The following is a 13,057-nucleotide window of genomic DNA, read 5'->3' on the forward strand; positions in this document are numbered from 1 at the left end:
AACACTCATGAATACCGAAGGACTTACAGTAGTTGCCGTAAAAGACGCTCATCCGGTGGTTGAACAAGTCGCCGAGACCCCGCCGGAGCTGGAGCCAGCCCCGCCTGCGGTGGTTGCCGAAGCGCCGGCGCCGGCGCCGGTTGCCGTGGTCACCAACCTGGATGACAGCAGCCTGTACATCCACCGCGAGCTGTCACAACTGCAATTCAACATCCGCGTGCTGGAACAGGCGCTGGATGAGTCCTATCCGTTGCTGGAACGGCTGAAATTCCTGCTGATCTTCTCGAGCAACCTGGACGAATTCTTCGAAATCCGCGTCGCCGGCCTCAAGAAGCAGATTACCTTCGCCCGTGAACAAGCCGGGGCCGATGGCCTGCAACCGCACCAGGCCCTGGCGCGCATCAGTGAACTGGTGCACGGCCATGTGGACCGCCAATACGCGATTCTCAACGACATCCTGCTGCCGGAACTGGAAAAACATCAGGTTCGCTTCATCCGTCGCCGCCACTGGACCACCAAGATCAAGACCTGGGTGCGCCGTTACTTCCGTGACGAGATCTCGCCGATCATCACCCCGATCGGCCTCGACCCGACGCACCCGTTCCCGTTGCTGGTGAACAAGAGCCTCAACTTCATCGTCGAGCTGGAAGGCATCGACGCCTTCGGCCGCGACTCGGGCCTTGCGATCATCCCGGCGCCACGTCTGTTGCCACGGATCATCAAGGTACCCGAAGAGGTTGGGGGCGCTGGGGATAACTATGTATTCCTGTCGTCGATGATCCATGCGCACGCCGATGACCTGTTTCAGGGCATGAAGGTCAAGGGCTGCTACCAGTTCCGCCTGACCCGTAACGCCGACCTGGCGCTGGACTCCGAAGACGTCGAAGACCTGGCGCGTGCCCTGCGCGGCGAGCTGTTTTCGCGGCGCTACGGCGATGCGGTGCGCCTGGAAGTGGCCGATACCTGCCCCAAACACCTGTCGGACTACCTGCTCAAGCAATTCAACCTGGCCGAATCCGAGCTGTACCAGGTCAATGGCCCGGTCAACCTGACGCGCCTGTTCAGCATCACCGGCCTGGACAGCCACCCGGAGCTGCAATACAAGCCGTTTACGCCGCAGATCCCGAAACTGCTGCAGAACAGCGAGAACATCTTCAGCGTGGTGAGCAAGCAGGACATCCTGCTGCTGCACCCCTTCGAGTCGTTCACCCCGGTGGTCGACCTGCTGCGCCAGGCCGCCAAGGACCCCCACGTCCTGGCCGTGCGCCAGACGCTGTATCGCTCGGGTGCCAACTCGGAAATCGTCGATGCACTGGTCGACGCTGCGCGTAACGGCAAGGAAGTCACCGCGGTGATCGAGCTGCGAGCGCGCTTTGATGAGGAGTCCAACCTGCAATTGGCCAGCCGTCTGCAAGCAGCCGGTGCGGTGGTGATCTACGGCGTTGTCGGCTTCAAGACCCACGCCAAGATGATGCTGATCCTGCGCCGCGAAGCCGGTGAAATCGTGCGTTATGCTCACTTGGGCACCGGCAACTACCACGCCGGCAACGCCAAGCTCTACACCGACTACAGCCTGCTGACCTCCGACGACGCCCTGTGCGAAGACGTCGGCAAGCTGTTCAGCCAGCTCATCGGCATGGGCAAGACCTTGCGCATGAAGAAGCTGCTGCACGCGCCGTTCACCCTGAAGAAGGGCATGCTCGACATGATTGCTCGCGAGACGCAGTTTGCCCTCGACGGCAAGCCGGCGCACATCATCGCCAAATTCAACTCGCTGACCGATCCGAAGATCATCCGCGCGCTGTACAAGGCCAGCCAGTCGGGCGTGCGCATCGACCTGGTGGTACGTGGCATGTGCTGCCTGCGCCCGGGCATTGTCGGCGTCTCGCATAACATCCATGTGCGCTCGATCATCGGTCGCTTCCTGGAACACACGCGGGTGTTCTACTTCCTGAACGGTGGTGAGGAACAGATGTTCCTCTCCAGTGCCGACTGGATGGAACGCAACCTCGACAAGCGTGTGGAGACCTGCTTCCCGGTGGAGGGCAAGAAGCTGATCATGCGGGTCAAGAAGGAGCTGGAAAGCTACCTGACCGACAACACCCACAGCTGGAGCCTGCAGTCGGATGGGCGGTATGTACGCAACACACCGACCGGCAACCAGAACCCGCGCAGTGCGCAGGCGACGCTGCTGGAGAAGCTGGGCAGCCCGATCCTGACGGTGAGCTGAGACCCAGCACGGTCTGAAAAATGTGGGAGGGGGCTTGCCCCCTCCCACATTTGTGTTGCGGTGCTGTTTAGATCGGGTTAGCGCAGGTTCAGGCTGAACCCCACCCGCGTCAGCCACTCCGCTTCCTGGGCGAAGTCCGCCTGGGTCAATTGGTTTTCATCCAGCCAGCCTTTGGGGAACATCACTTCCAGGCTGTCGCCGTCGGCGCGCAGTTTTACCTGGGGCATTTCCTGGGTGCCACGGATGTGGTGGAACAGGATTGCGAAGCGCAGCAGCGCGCACAGGCGAATCAGCTTGATGCCGTCCTTGCCGAACTCGGCAAACTTGTCCTTGGGAATATTGCGACGGTGACCGCGCACCAGCAGCGCGAGCATCTGCTGATCTTCCCGTGAGAACCCGGCCAGGTCCGAATGCTCGATCAGGTAGGCGCCATGCTTGTGATAGTGGTAGTGGGCAATGTCCAAACCCACTTCGTGCACTTTCGCGGCCCAGCCCAGCAGTTCGCGCCATACACCGTTTTGCAGGTCCCAGTCGTCGGCCACCTGGTCGAAGGCATGCAGGGCTTTGCGCTCTACGCGAGCCGCTTGCTCCAGGTCTACGTGGTAACGCTCCATCAACGAACTGAGGGTGCGCTCACGCACATCTTCATGGTGATGGCGGCCGAGCAGGTCATAGAGCACACCTTCGCGCAGGGCGCCGTCACAGTGATCCATGCGTTGCAGTTCGAGGGCGTCGAAGATCGCTTCAAGAATCGCCAGGCCGGCTGGGAAGATCGCGCGGCGGTCAGGCTTGATGCCGTCGAAGTCGATCTTCTCGGCATCCCCCAGCTTGAACAGCTTGCGCTTGAGCCACGCCAGGCCTTCGGCATTCACCTCGCCAGTGCCATGGCCGCCGGCCTTGAGCGCCAGGCCGATGGCACGGATGGTGCCCGAGGAACCGATGGCTTCATCCCAGCTCAGGCGGTGCAGGGCGTGTTCGATACTCATGATCTCCAGCCGCGCTGCCGTGTAGGCCTGGGCATAGCGCGCCGGGGTGATCTTGCCGTCCTTGAAATAACGCTGCGTGTAGCTGACGCAGCCCATCTGCAGGCTTTCGCGCAGCAGGGGTTCGAAACGCTGGCCGATGATGAATTCGGTGCTGCCGCCGCCAATGTCCGCGACCAGGCGTTTGCCCGGGGTGTCGGCCAGCGTGTGGGAAACCCCGAGGTAAATCAGGCGCGCTTCTTCGCGGCCGGAAATAACCTCTACCGGATGCCCGAGGATTTCCTCGGCGCGATGGATGAATTCGTTGCGGTTACGGGCTTCGCGCAAGGCGTTGGTGCCCACTATTCGTACAGCGCCAGGGGGCATGCCGTTGATCAGTTGCGCAAAGCGCTTGAGGCAGTCGAGCCCACGCTGCATGGATTCTTCATTGAGCTGACGTTCGTCGTTGATCCCGGCAGCCAGTTGCACTTTTTCGCCGAGCCGCTCAAGGATGCGGATTTCACCGTTCTGGGCCTTGGCCACGACCATGTGAAAGCTGTTGGAGCCCAGGTCGATGGCAGCGATCAGGGACAGATTCTTGGCTTGGGATTGCGGCATGGTAAGAGGGTCTCGGTCGATAACCCAGCCATCGTGCCACGATCGACCTTTGGTGCCAACGCGTACTGCTTCGGTAATTCTCCTACGGGCGTCTGTGAGGGATTCTTGCAGGTTAAGTAAGATTGCTTTCCAAGTTCACAAGGCATGGGCTTCCAACCTTTGTAGGAATAATTAACTTCTTGCTGTAATCGTACTGTGTGTGACTTTACTTACACGTTAAAAGTTATTGGCTTGTCGGGTTTGAGTTTAGGCCTACTCGAAGATTAGGGCTGGCCCACTTTTTATTTTTACTGCTCCCACAGTTATTGGCGGGTTCTCTGATTCATGAACTCGATCCCAAAACGGCAGACTGTCACTCGGCAACTTCGCCGTGGTGGTATTTATGTATGGACGGAATGTTCGGCCATTGTAAATGCACCGACTCATTACAGATGACAGGTTAATTATGAAAAAAATGCTTGGTGTGACAGTGGGTACGCTTTGCCTGATCGCGAGTATCGGGGCTCATGCAACGAGTGTCGCTCAACTGATTGTACGAGGGACTATCAAGCCGGTGGCTTGCAACGTCAGCCTCGGCGCTGGCGGCGTCGTGGATTACGGGAACATTCCCGCCTCAAGCTTGTCCGGCGTGCAGCCCACTCCTCTTGCAGCGAAAACGGTCAGCATGAACCTCAACTGCGGCCAAAAAGGCGCACAATTTCGTGTGATGCTGACTGACCTGCAAGCTGCCAGCAAGGTGCCAAACATTCTCGGTGCCGGTTTCACCGAGGCGCAGAACTACGGCCTGGGCATGGAAGGTGGCAAGCGTACCGGTGGGTACTCCGTTACCCTCAAGGACCTGAGATCGTCCGGCGGGACCCTGAGCCCGATCACGCGCAGCGCAGATACGGGGGCCTGGCAGAACAGTGATGGCAAAGTCGCCCAATCGCCTGCCCAGTATTCTTGGCGTAGCGGCTCCGCTGCGGTACCTGCATCCATCACCACCCTTACGGGCACGCTTGAAGTGAAAGCCGTTATCAACCGCACGCAGGATTTGGACATTAACCGCGATATCACGCTGGATGGTCGCACCAATATTTCAGTGGATTACATCTAAGTACGTCATTAACGGCCGACATTGACTCAGGGTGCTTATCTCCCTTTGTTAAGTGTCGGCTGTTTTAACGTGCGCCTTAGTTAATGTTTGACTTTATGGCTGTGGGGAAAATCCGGTGAGGGCTCTTTCAATGATCGTGATGTCGTTGCTGCGCTATATAAGCTTGTGCCTCTTTTTGTGTGGTATGGCGGTAGCGGACGGAATGCAGCCCGAGACAACCGTTGTCATTCTGAATGAAGAAGAGGGTGAGGCGACGCTGAACATTAAAAATACGGACCCCGGCCCTGCCTTGCTTCATTCGGTCATACAAAACGTACCTGAAGACCTTGAACCCTTGTTGATCGTAACGCCCCCGATTACTCGTGTCGAAGCGGGCGACACCCAGCTTGTCCGCTTCATCAGTACCACGAAGAAGCCGCTCAAGACCCAGCGCCTGAAGCGAGTTTCCTTTGAAGGTATCCCCGAAGCCCGTGCACCCGGCGGTGCGACCATTGGTATCACCTTGCGCCAGAGCCTTCCATTGATCCTGCACCCCAAGGGCTTGCCCAGGCATGACGCACCCTGGCAACTGCTGACATGGACGCGTGAAGGGGGTCAGTTGAGGGTCCACAACAACAGCGCTTACGTCGTGCGCCTTGGGATGGAAGTCCAACTGCATCCGCAGGCAGGCGTGGCAACGTTGCCGCGAACCTACATCCTGCCGGGCGAAGTACTGACGCTCGCGTCGGCAGGCTCAGTGGCGGGGGTGGCGGCCGTGGGCATTCAACCGGCCACGGTCTATGGGTTTACGGTGGACAGCTACCGCGCACCCGTTACGGCAGGAGCGGATTGACTGGCCTATGAAAAAAATCAGGCAATCAGGTCGTTCCGCCAAACGCGTGTCGGGCAGCGGTTCCTCCCAGGCGCGCGCGAGGGTCCTGCTGGGGCTCGCGACGCTGTGGAGTCTGCCAGGTACCAGCGCAGCGGTTGGGCTGGGGGAGGGTTTTGACCTGGCCGCGTTGAACTCCCTTGGAATTGATCCGAAGGTGTCTGAATACTTTCGCAGCGCAGCGCGCTTTCGCGAGGGTGTTCATGTGGTCGGGCTGCGAGTCAATGGCACGCCGCTGGGGCTGGTTGACGCCCGTTTCGATTACCAGGGGCAGCTGTGCTTCACCCCCGCGTTGTTGGCAAAGGCCGGTCTGGTTACCCCGCCCAGGCTTTTGCGCGAGGGCATCACCCCTGACCAGGCCTGCCACGATTTTGTTGGGGAATACCCGACGACCACGGTGCGGCTGCGCCCCAGCAGCGACGAGGTCAGCCTGGTGGTGCCGACCCAGTCCCTGCGTGAGCCCGAGTGGGAGGTCGGGAATTTTTCCGAGGGTGGTGCGGCAGCCATCTTCAACTACGACGTATTGGGTTTCGATACCCAATCGCGCGGTGGGCCAACAAGTCGCTTCGTATCGGCCTATACCGAGGCGGGATTCAACCTGGGCAATTGGATTGTTCGCAGTCGTCAGTTTTATGTTTCCGACAACGGCAAGACGCACACCGAACAGGTCAATGCCTATGCCCAGCGTGATATCGCGGCGTTGCAGTCGACCTTCCAGGTGGGGCAGCTTTCCAGCAACAACCCGATCTTTGGCGGTGTGCAACTGACGGGCTTGCAGTTCTTTCCAGACGGCCAGCAACGCACCGGTGCTGGCGACAACAACGTCGTGGTTGAAGGGCTGGCTCAAAGCCAGTCACGGGTCGAAGTTCGTCAGTCGGGCGCATTGATCCACTCCACCCTGGTGCCGGAAGGTCCGTTCAGGCTGACCGGTTTACCGTTGCTGAACAGCACCAGCGACTTGGATGTGAGCGTGATTGACCTGCGAGGGGCAAGGCGCAGTTTCGTGGTGCCCGCCGCGTCCTTTCGGGGTGGAACTCCGATCACGCCGGGCTATTACTTTTCCCTCGGTAAGGTGCGGGACACCTCCATCGACGGGCAGGAGTCCCCTGTGGTCGCCATGGGCAGCGGTACCTGGGGGCTGGGCCAGCGCTCGTCGCTGGGTTTCGGTCTGCTGAGTACCGAGGAGTATCAGTCGGCGGGGGGCTCCCTGAGCAGTGTGTTTTTCCAGCAGATGAACGTGGGCGTGCGCCATAACCTGTCCCGTGATGCCCAAGACAAGGTGGCCGGCGCGCGTAGCACGCTGTCTTTGGGTACACCGTTATTCGCCAACCTTGATATCAACCTGAGCGCCTCGGCACAGAGCCGCGGTTACCGCGAGGTACTGGACGCCGGCCAGGCGTCGCGGGGGTACGACCTCGATGCACGTTTCAAGCGCCAGTACACGGCAGGTTTAAGCTGGGCGGACCCGGCCCTGGGTGGTTTCTCCCTCGGTTTTACCCGTAACTCGCAATTTGACGGGCGATCCAGCGACCACCTCTCTGCCTCGTGGAACAACACGTTCTACGGCGTGGGTGTAGCACTGATCGCCGACGCTCAGGTCGGAGCGACCGAGCCTCGGCGCCTGGACCCGGTGAGGGGAGGCCGCCGCGACGAACGGCTGGACGAGGGCACGTCTATCAGGCTGCAAGTCACGATGCCCCTCGGGGCTGATCGGAGTGTGAGTTCTTACGTCAGTCGTCGAGGTGATCGGCTGGATGCCGGCACCGCCCTCAACGAGCGAGTCAACGATTATGTGAGTTACGAGGTCGGTGTTGATCGGGATGTGAAAGAACGAGAACAAAGCGTGCACGGCCGTTTGGACGTCTTACCGCTGTATACCCGCTTGAGCGTGGGCGCCAGCCGTGATCCGTCGAACACCAACTATACCGGCCAGTTGCAAGGCGGCATTGTGGCCCACGAGCACGGGGTGACCTTCTCGCCATATGCCGTGCAGGATACCTTTGGCATTGTCTCGGTGGGCGATATCGGCGTGGCCAAGGTCTCGACGCCCCAAGGGCCGGTATGGACCGATTTCACCGGCCAGGCGGTGATCCCCGGACTGCAGGCCTACAGCGAAAACCATCTGCAAGTAGTGACCCAGTCGCTGCCCAAGCGGGTCGACTTGAAGAACGGGACCAAGGTACTCGCCGCCGGTCGGGGTTCAGTCAACAGGCTCGACTTTGATGTGGTGAAAGTCCGGCGCCTGTTGCTTGAGGCCCGGGACGAACAGGGCCGGCCCTTGCCTCAAGGGGCCGCAGTGTTCGGCCAGGACAACAGCTTTGTCACCAACGTGGTGGCTGACGGCATGATTTTCCTCAGCAATATCGATGGCCCACAAACCCTGAAAGTTTCACTGCCGGATTCGCAATCCTGCCTGCTGCACGTCAACCTGGAGCAAGAGCCTGATGATGACCAACTCTACGACACTGCACCGGTGGTATGCCATGTTCGCTGAACGGATAAACGGCCCGCGTGCCGCAGGTTTGTGCCTGCTGTTGGTCGCCCTGTCGGTAAACCAGGCGCGTGCGCAAGACTGCCAGATGATCTTGAGCGAGCCGCGGGTTGACTACGGCGAAATGCGCCCCTCGCAAGCGTCGTCGGGCAGCGCGACAGCGAGGCTGGATACGCAGCGTACGCTGCACCTGAGCGTGCTTTGCGCCAACCCGACGGCAATGGCGCTGCGCTTTAATGGCGTTCCCGCCGATGCCCAGGGTTTTCAGTTTGGCCGGCAAGGGCGTTTCGTCCTGAACCTGATGCAGGCTCAGGTCGACGGCATACCGGTGACGTGGCAGACCGATGCAACGGCCGGCGGGCGGCTCTTGCCCGGCCGCACAGTGGTTGCCAGCGCTGCCGGTGTGCCAATGACGGGCCGTCGACTGACGGCCCAGGTAGAGATTGAGGTTCATCTGCCCGCCGATGCCCTCTCAATGCGCCGGGAGAGGCGATTGGAGGGCCGTGGTCAATTCGAACTGGTCAGTGCGGCTGTTCCGTAGAACCAATGAAGTTGGCCAGTTCGGCGGTTTGCGGGTGGGCGAAGAGTTGCTTGGGTTCGCCCACTTCATGCACCTTGCCCTGGTGCATGAACACCAGCTTGTCACCGACTTCGCGGGCAAAGCGCATTTCGTGGGTCACCATGATCAGCGTCATGCCGTCCCTGGCCAATTGGCGCACCACGCTGAGCACTTCATTGACCAGTTCCGGGTCCAGGGCCGAGGTGATTTCGTCGCATAACAGCACCTTGGGCGACATGGCCAGCGCGCGGGCAATCGCCACACGTTGCTGCTGGCCGCCAGACAGGCGGTCGGGGAAGGCATCGAACTTCTCCCCCAGGCCAACGCGTTCCAGCATCTGTTTGGCCAACTGCGCTGCCTTGGCTTTGGGTACTTTTTGCACCACTTGCGGCGCGAGCATGACGTTCTCGCCTACCGTCAGATGCGGGAACAAGTTGAACTGCTGGAACACCATACCGACCTTCTGCCGCAGGCTGCGCAGGTCGGCGCGGGCGGCGTCGAGGTATTCGCCATCGACTTCGATCACACCGTCGTTGATCGACTCCAGGCCATTGAGGGTACGCAGCAAGGTGGATTTACCCGAGCCACTGCGGCCGATGATCGCCACCACCTGGCCTTCTTCAACGGTCAGGTCAATGCCCTTGAGCACGTGGTGATCGCCGTAATATTTGTGCAGGGCAGAAATTCTAAGCAGAGGCATGCAGTCTCCTTTCCAGGTAGCGCGCACTGAGGGACAAGGGGTAGCAGAGCAGGAAGTAACCGAGGGCCACGAGGCCGTAGACCATGAAGGGTTCGAAGGTGGCGTTGGCGAGCATGCCGCCGGTCTTGGTCAGCTCGGTAAAACCGATGATGGAGGTCACGGCGGTGCCTTTGACCACCTGCACCGAAAACCCTACGGTCGGCGCCACGGCAATACGCAGGGCCTGGGGCAGGATCACGTAGCGCAGTTGTTCAAGGGGGTTGAGCGCCAGGCTGGCCGACGCCTCCCACTGCCCATGGGCAATGGACTCAACGCAGCCGCGCCAGATCTCGGCGAGGTAGGCGCTGGTAAACAGGGTCAGGGCGATGGCTGCCGCCAGCCACGGCGAGATATCCACACCGAGCAGGGCAACGCCGAAGAACACCAGAAACAGCTGCATCAGCAGCGGCGTGCCCTGGAACAGCTCGATATAGGTGCGCGCAACATTGCGTGCGAATGCCTTTTTGCTGATGCGCAGGATCAGCACCAGCAACCCGATCAGGCCCCCGCCGATGAACGCCACCAGCGACAGCAACAGCGTCCATTGCAGGCCGGTGAGCAGGTTGCGCACGATGTCCCAGAAGGAAAAATCGCTCATCGGCTGTTCCTCATCACATAACGGCGGCCGATCCAGTTGAGCAGTTGGCGAATCATCAACGCCATGCACAGGTACACCAGGGTGGTCAGGGCATAGGTTTCAAAGGCGCGGAAATTGCGCGACTGAATGAAGTTGGCGGCAAAGCTCAGCTCTTCGGTGGCGATCTGCGAACACACCGCCGAGCCGAGCATCACGATGATGATCTGGCTGCTCAAGGCCGGCCACACCTTGCCCAGTGCCGGCAGCAGCACCACATGGCGGAACGCTTCGAAACGCGTCATCGCCAGCGCGGCGGCGGCTTCCAGTTGTCCTTTCGGGACAGCCTGGATGCCGGCGCGGATGATCTCGGTGGAATAGGCGCCCAGGTTGATCACCATCGCCAGCACGGCGGCTTGCCACTCCGTGATCTTCAGCCCCAGGGAGGGCAGGCCGAAAAATATGAAGAACAACTGCACCAGGAACGGCGTGTTGCGGATCAACTCGACATACACCCCGAAAAACCAGGCGAACGGCTGGACCTTCCACGCCCGCACTACGGCGCCGAGCGTGCCCAGGGCTACGCCGAGGACGGCGCCGATGGCCGTCAGCTCAAGGGTGAACAGCGCGCCGCGCAACAGCAGGTCGGTGTTGGCCAGCACCGGTACAAAGTCAAATTGATACGCCATGGATCAACTCCGGCTTAGAGGTCGGCAGGCAAGGGTTCTTTGAGCCATTGCAGCGCGTTTTTTTCCAGGCTGCCGTCGGCCTTGGCCGCGACCAGGATCTGGTTGACCTTCTCCAGCAACGCCGGCTCGTTCTTGTTCACGCCCACGTACACCGGCGAGTCCTTGAGCTTCACTTTCAGCGCCGGTACGCGCTTGGGGTTGCGCTCACTGATCGCCACCATCACCACGTTGCCGCTGGCGATCAGGTCGACCTGGCCGGCGAGATAGGCGGCGATGGTCGAGTTGTTGTCTTCAAAGCGCTTGATGGTCGCCTCTTTGGGCGCGACAGCCGTCAGCTCGATGTCCTCGATGGCGCCACGGGTCACGCTGATGGTCTTGCCCTTGAGGTCGTCGGTGCTGCTGACCGCGGCGTCAGGCGGGCCGAATACGGCGAGGTAGAACGGAGCGTAGGCCCTGGAGAAGTCGATGACTTTTTCGCGCTCGGGGTTCTTGCCCAGGCTGGAGATCACCAGGTCCACCTTGCCGGTGGTGAGGAATGGGATGCGGTTGGTGCTGTTGACCGGGGTCAACTCCAGCTTGACCTTGAGTTGGTCGGCCAACAGCTTGGCGGTGTCGATGTCCAGGCCGCGGGGTTTCATGTCGGGGCCCACCGAACCGAATGGCGGGAAGTCCTGCGGCACAGCCACCTTGAGGGTGCCACGGGCGACGATATCGTCCAGACCGTTGGCCTGGGCGGGTGCCTGGCTCAGCATCAGGCTGGCAAACAGGGCAGTGAGCAGGGCGCTGTAGCGCTTGGTCATGGCAACTCTCCGAGAAGGGCGAAGGAATTTTCTGAGTTTGCCCAGTGCACAGCCCATGCCAGCCCCCTGGAAGAGGCTGCAAGGCACGCTGCCGTTGAGGTGTGATGGTCTTACTGGTCTGAACAGTGGTTGCGCTTTTCGCACCCTTTTCGAGCGCCGTAAAAAGCGCGCGAGCCCCTTTGGGGCGTGGCTTGCCGACAGACGTGAATAGCTTTACAACTAGCCACTCAGTTGACTGCAACCTTGAGTTTTTCATGAATTCCATCGCCCAAGCCGTACCGGAGGCGGCCCTGCAGGCCATCCGCAAACTGATCAAGGAGCAGGGCTTCGGGCCGGGCGATGCATTACCTTCTCAACGCGATTTAGCGGTGCGTCTGGGCGTGAGCCGGGCGTCGTTGCGGGAGGCGTTATCGTCCTTGAGCGCCCTGGGGGTGGTCAGTGTGCAGCCGGGCAAGGGCGTGTTCGTGCAGGCGCCGGCGCCGCCGTCCGAACTCGCCTGGCCGTTTGCGGCGCAGGCCACGTCGCTGGATATCTTCCAACTGCGTTACGCCCTTGAAGGGTTCGCAGCCGGTTTGGCGGCGGTCACATTGACCACCGACGAACTCGACAGCCTCCAGGACAATGTCGAAGCAATGCGCAGGGTGCTCAAAGCCGGTGACTTTGAAACCGCCGCCCGGCTGGACTTCGAGTTCCACCGGCGCATCCTGCTGGCCAGCGGCAACCAGGCGATGGTGAGTATTCTGAGCGCCAGCGCCGAGGTCTTCCTGGAAAGCCAGAAACTACCGTTCATCCGGCCGGAACGCGCCATGGAAACCTGGCAGGAACATCGCAAGATTCTGCGCGCCCTGGCCCGGCGCACCAGCGCGGCAGCGCAGAAAACCATGCAGGAACATGTACGTAATGCGGCGTTGCGCACGGGCATTGCCTTCGTCACACCTGGCTTGCCGTGAGCAGGCGATACTCAAAGTCATGCTCGACCATAGCAACACTCAATCAGAGGCGGCTTCCTGAACGGGGGAAGGGCGGCTATGATGGGCAACGTTTTTTTTGCTTACAATCCGGAGACATCCATGAGCAACGATCTTATCAAGCACGTCACCGACGCGACCTTTGAGGAACAAGTACTCAAGGCTCAAGGCCCGGTGCTGGTTGACTACTGGGCTGAATGGTGCGGCCCTTGCAAAATGATCGCTCCGGTCCTGGACGACATTGCAACCACTTACGAAGGCAAGCTGACCATTGCCAAGCTGAACATCGATGAAAACCAGGAAACCCCGGCCAAGCACGGCGTGCGTGGTATTCCAACGCTGATGCTGTTCAAGAACGGCAACGTCGAAGCCACTAAAGTGGGCGCGCTGTCGAAGTCCCAGCTGCAAGCTTTCCTCGACGCCAACATCTAAGCGTCGCCAGAAAAAGCCCCGAAAATCTCGG

General features: G+C 60.4%; 12 protein-coding genes. 7 read left to right on the plus strand and 5 right to left on the minus strand.

Translation table 11 applies throughout. The features are described from left to right. Positions 1–7 precede the first annotated feature (7 nt). A complete protein-coding gene (gene ppk1, locus PspCFBP13528_RS01690) occupies positions 8–2,230 on the plus strand; it encodes a polyphosphate kinase 1 (RefSeq protein WP_065950456.1) in 2,223 nt (740 codons plus the stop codon). Positions 2,231–2,307: 77 nt separating this feature from the next. Here the strand turns inward: ppk1 and ppx are convergent, their stop codons facing one another. Further along, entirely contained in the window at positions 2,308–3,810 is a 1,503-nt protein-coding gene (ppx, locus tag PspCFBP13528_RS01695; protein ID WP_065950455.1) for an exopolyphosphatase, read from the minus strand. A gap of 445 nt (positions 3,811–4,255) precedes the next feature. On the opposite strand from ppx, the gene PspCFBP13528_RS01700 reads away from it, so the two are divergent. From PspCFBP13528_RS01700 to PspCFBP13528_RS01715, 4 genes are all read left to right on the plus strand, one after another. Next, positions 4,256–4,906, plus strand: a complete 651-nt coding sequence (locus PspCFBP13528_RS01700) for a DUF1120 domain-containing protein (protein WP_101220689.1) — start codon at positions 4,256–4,258, stop codon at positions 4,904–4,906. Positions 4,907–5,045: 139 nt separating this feature from the next. Further along, on the plus strand, positions 5,046–5,738 hold the full coding sequence (locus PspCFBP13528_RS01705; RefSeq protein ID WP_232790581.1) for a fimbria/pilus chaperone family protein: 693 nt from the start codon (positions 5,046–5,048) through the stop codon (positions 5,736–5,738). Between the two features lie 7 nt (positions 5,739–5,745). After that, the gene (locus tag PspCFBP13528_RS01710; protein WP_232790579.1) at positions 5,746–8,268 is read left to right on the plus strand and encodes a fimbria/pilus outer membrane usher protein; all 2,523 of its coding nucleotides are present in this window, start codon (positions 5,746–5,748) and stop codon (positions 8,266–8,268) included. Then, the gene (locus PspCFBP13528_RS01715) at positions 8,258–8,806 is read left to right on the plus strand and encodes a hypothetical protein (protein ID WP_065950454.1); all 549 of its coding nucleotides are present in this window, start codon (positions 8,258–8,260) and stop codon (positions 8,804–8,806) included. Before PspCFBP13528_RS01710 ends, PspCFBP13528_RS01715 begins: the two co-directional genes overlap by 11 nt. Here the strand turns inward: PspCFBP13528_RS01715 and PspCFBP13528_RS01720 are convergent. The 4 genes from PspCFBP13528_RS01720 to PspCFBP13528_RS01735 are packed head-to-tail and all read right to left on the minus strand — an operon-like array spanning position 8,787 to position 11,626. Further along, complete coding sequence (locus tag PspCFBP13528_RS01720) at positions 8,787–9,524, minus strand: amino acid ABC transporter ATP-binding protein (protein ID WP_137199536.1); 738 nt, start codon at positions 9,522–9,524, stop codon at positions 8,787–8,789. The two genes, PspCFBP13528_RS01715 and PspCFBP13528_RS01720, sit on opposite strands and share 20 nt — an antisense overlap. Further along, positions 9,511–10,161, minus strand: a complete 651-nt coding sequence (locus tag PspCFBP13528_RS01725; protein ID WP_065950452.1) for an amino acid ABC transporter permease — start codon at positions 10,159–10,161, stop codon at positions 9,511–9,513. The genes PspCFBP13528_RS01720 and PspCFBP13528_RS01725 overlap by 14 nt, the downstream gene beginning before the upstream one ends. Further along, positions 10,158–10,826, minus strand: coding sequence for an amino acid ABC transporter permease (locus PspCFBP13528_RS01730; protein ID WP_137199537.1), 669 nt, complete (start codon positions 10,824–10,826; stop codon positions 10,158–10,160). Before PspCFBP13528_RS01730 ends, PspCFBP13528_RS01725 begins: the two co-directional genes overlap by 4 nt. A gap of 14 nt (positions 10,827–10,840) precedes the next feature. Then, complete coding sequence (locus PspCFBP13528_RS01735; protein WP_065887009.1) at positions 10,841–11,626, minus strand: transporter substrate-binding domain-containing protein; 786 nt, start codon at positions 11,624–11,626, stop codon at positions 10,841–10,843. Between the two features lie 254 nt (positions 11,627–11,880). Between PspCFBP13528_RS01735 and PspCFBP13528_RS01740 the strand changes: the two genes are divergently transcribed. Continuing rightward, on the plus strand, positions 11,881–12,576 hold the full coding sequence (locus tag PspCFBP13528_RS01740; protein WP_137199538.1) for a FadR/GntR family transcriptional regulator: 696 nt from the start codon (positions 11,881–11,883) through the stop codon (positions 12,574–12,576). Between the two features lie 120 nt (positions 12,577–12,696). Further along, the gene (gene trxA, locus PspCFBP13528_RS01745) at positions 12,697–13,026 is read left to right on the plus strand and encodes a thioredoxin TrxA (RefSeq protein WP_065950449.1); all 330 of its coding nucleotides are present in this window, start codon (positions 12,697–12,699) and stop codon (positions 13,024–13,026) included. The last annotated feature ends 31 nt before the right edge of the window (positions 13,027–13,057 follow it).

Origin of the sequence: Pseudomonas sp. CFBP13528, assembly GCF_005233615.1 — a bacterium.
In the GTDB taxonomy this organism is placed as follows: Bacteria; Pseudomonadota; Gammaproteobacteria; order Pseudomonadales; family Pseudomonadaceae; genus Aquipseudomonas; species Aquipseudomonas fluorescens_AM.

What these genes read in the sequence shown, in the direction of transcription:
- ppk1 (WP_065950456.1), top strand. Translation starts at nt 8, where the DNA reads ATGAATACCGAAGGACTTACAGTAGTTGCCGTAAAAGACGCTCATCCG.
- ppx (WP_065950455.1), bottom strand. Translation starts at nt 3,810, where the DNA reads ATGCCGCAATCCCAAGCCAAGAATCTGTCCCTGATCGCTGCCATCGAC.
- PspCFBP13528_RS01700 (WP_101220689.1), top strand. Translation starts at nt 4,256, where the DNA reads ATGAAAAAAATGCTTGGTGTGACAGTGGGTACGCTTTGCCTGATCGCG.
- PspCFBP13528_RS01705 (WP_232790581.1), top strand. Translation starts at nt 5,046, where the DNA reads ATGTCGTTGCTGCGCTATATAAGCTTGTGCCTCTTTTTGTGTGGTATG.
- PspCFBP13528_RS01710 (WP_232790579.1), top strand. Translation starts at nt 5,746, where the DNA reads ATGAAAAAAATCAGGCAATCAGGTCGTTCCGCCAAACGCGTGTCGGGC.
- PspCFBP13528_RS01715 (WP_065950454.1), top strand. Translation starts at nt 8,258, where the DNA reads ATGTTCGCTGAACGGATAAACGGCCCGCGTGCCGCAGGTTTGTGCCTG.
- PspCFBP13528_RS01720 (WP_137199536.1), bottom strand. Translation starts at nt 9,524, where the DNA reads ATGCCTCTGCTTAGAATTTCTGCCCTGCACAAATATTACGGCGATCAC.
- PspCFBP13528_RS01725 (WP_065950452.1), bottom strand. Translation starts at nt 10,161, where the DNA reads ATGAGCGATTTTTCCTTCTGGGACATCGTGCGCAACCTGCTCACCGGC.
- PspCFBP13528_RS01730 (WP_137199537.1), bottom strand. Translation starts at nt 10,826, where the DNA reads ATGGCGTATCAATTTGACTTTGTACCGGTGCTGGCCAACACCGACCTG.
- PspCFBP13528_RS01735 (WP_065887009.1), bottom strand. Translation starts at nt 11,626, where the DNA reads ATGACCAAGCGCTACAGCGCCCTGCTCACTGCCCTGTTTGCCAGCCTG.
- PspCFBP13528_RS01740 (WP_137199538.1), top strand. Translation starts at nt 11,881, where the DNA reads ATGAATTCCATCGCCCAAGCCGTACCGGAGGCGGCCCTGCAGGCCATC.
- trxA (WP_065950449.1), top strand. Translation starts at nt 12,697, where the DNA reads ATGAGCAACGATCTTATCAAGCACGTCACCGACGCGACCTTTGAGGAA.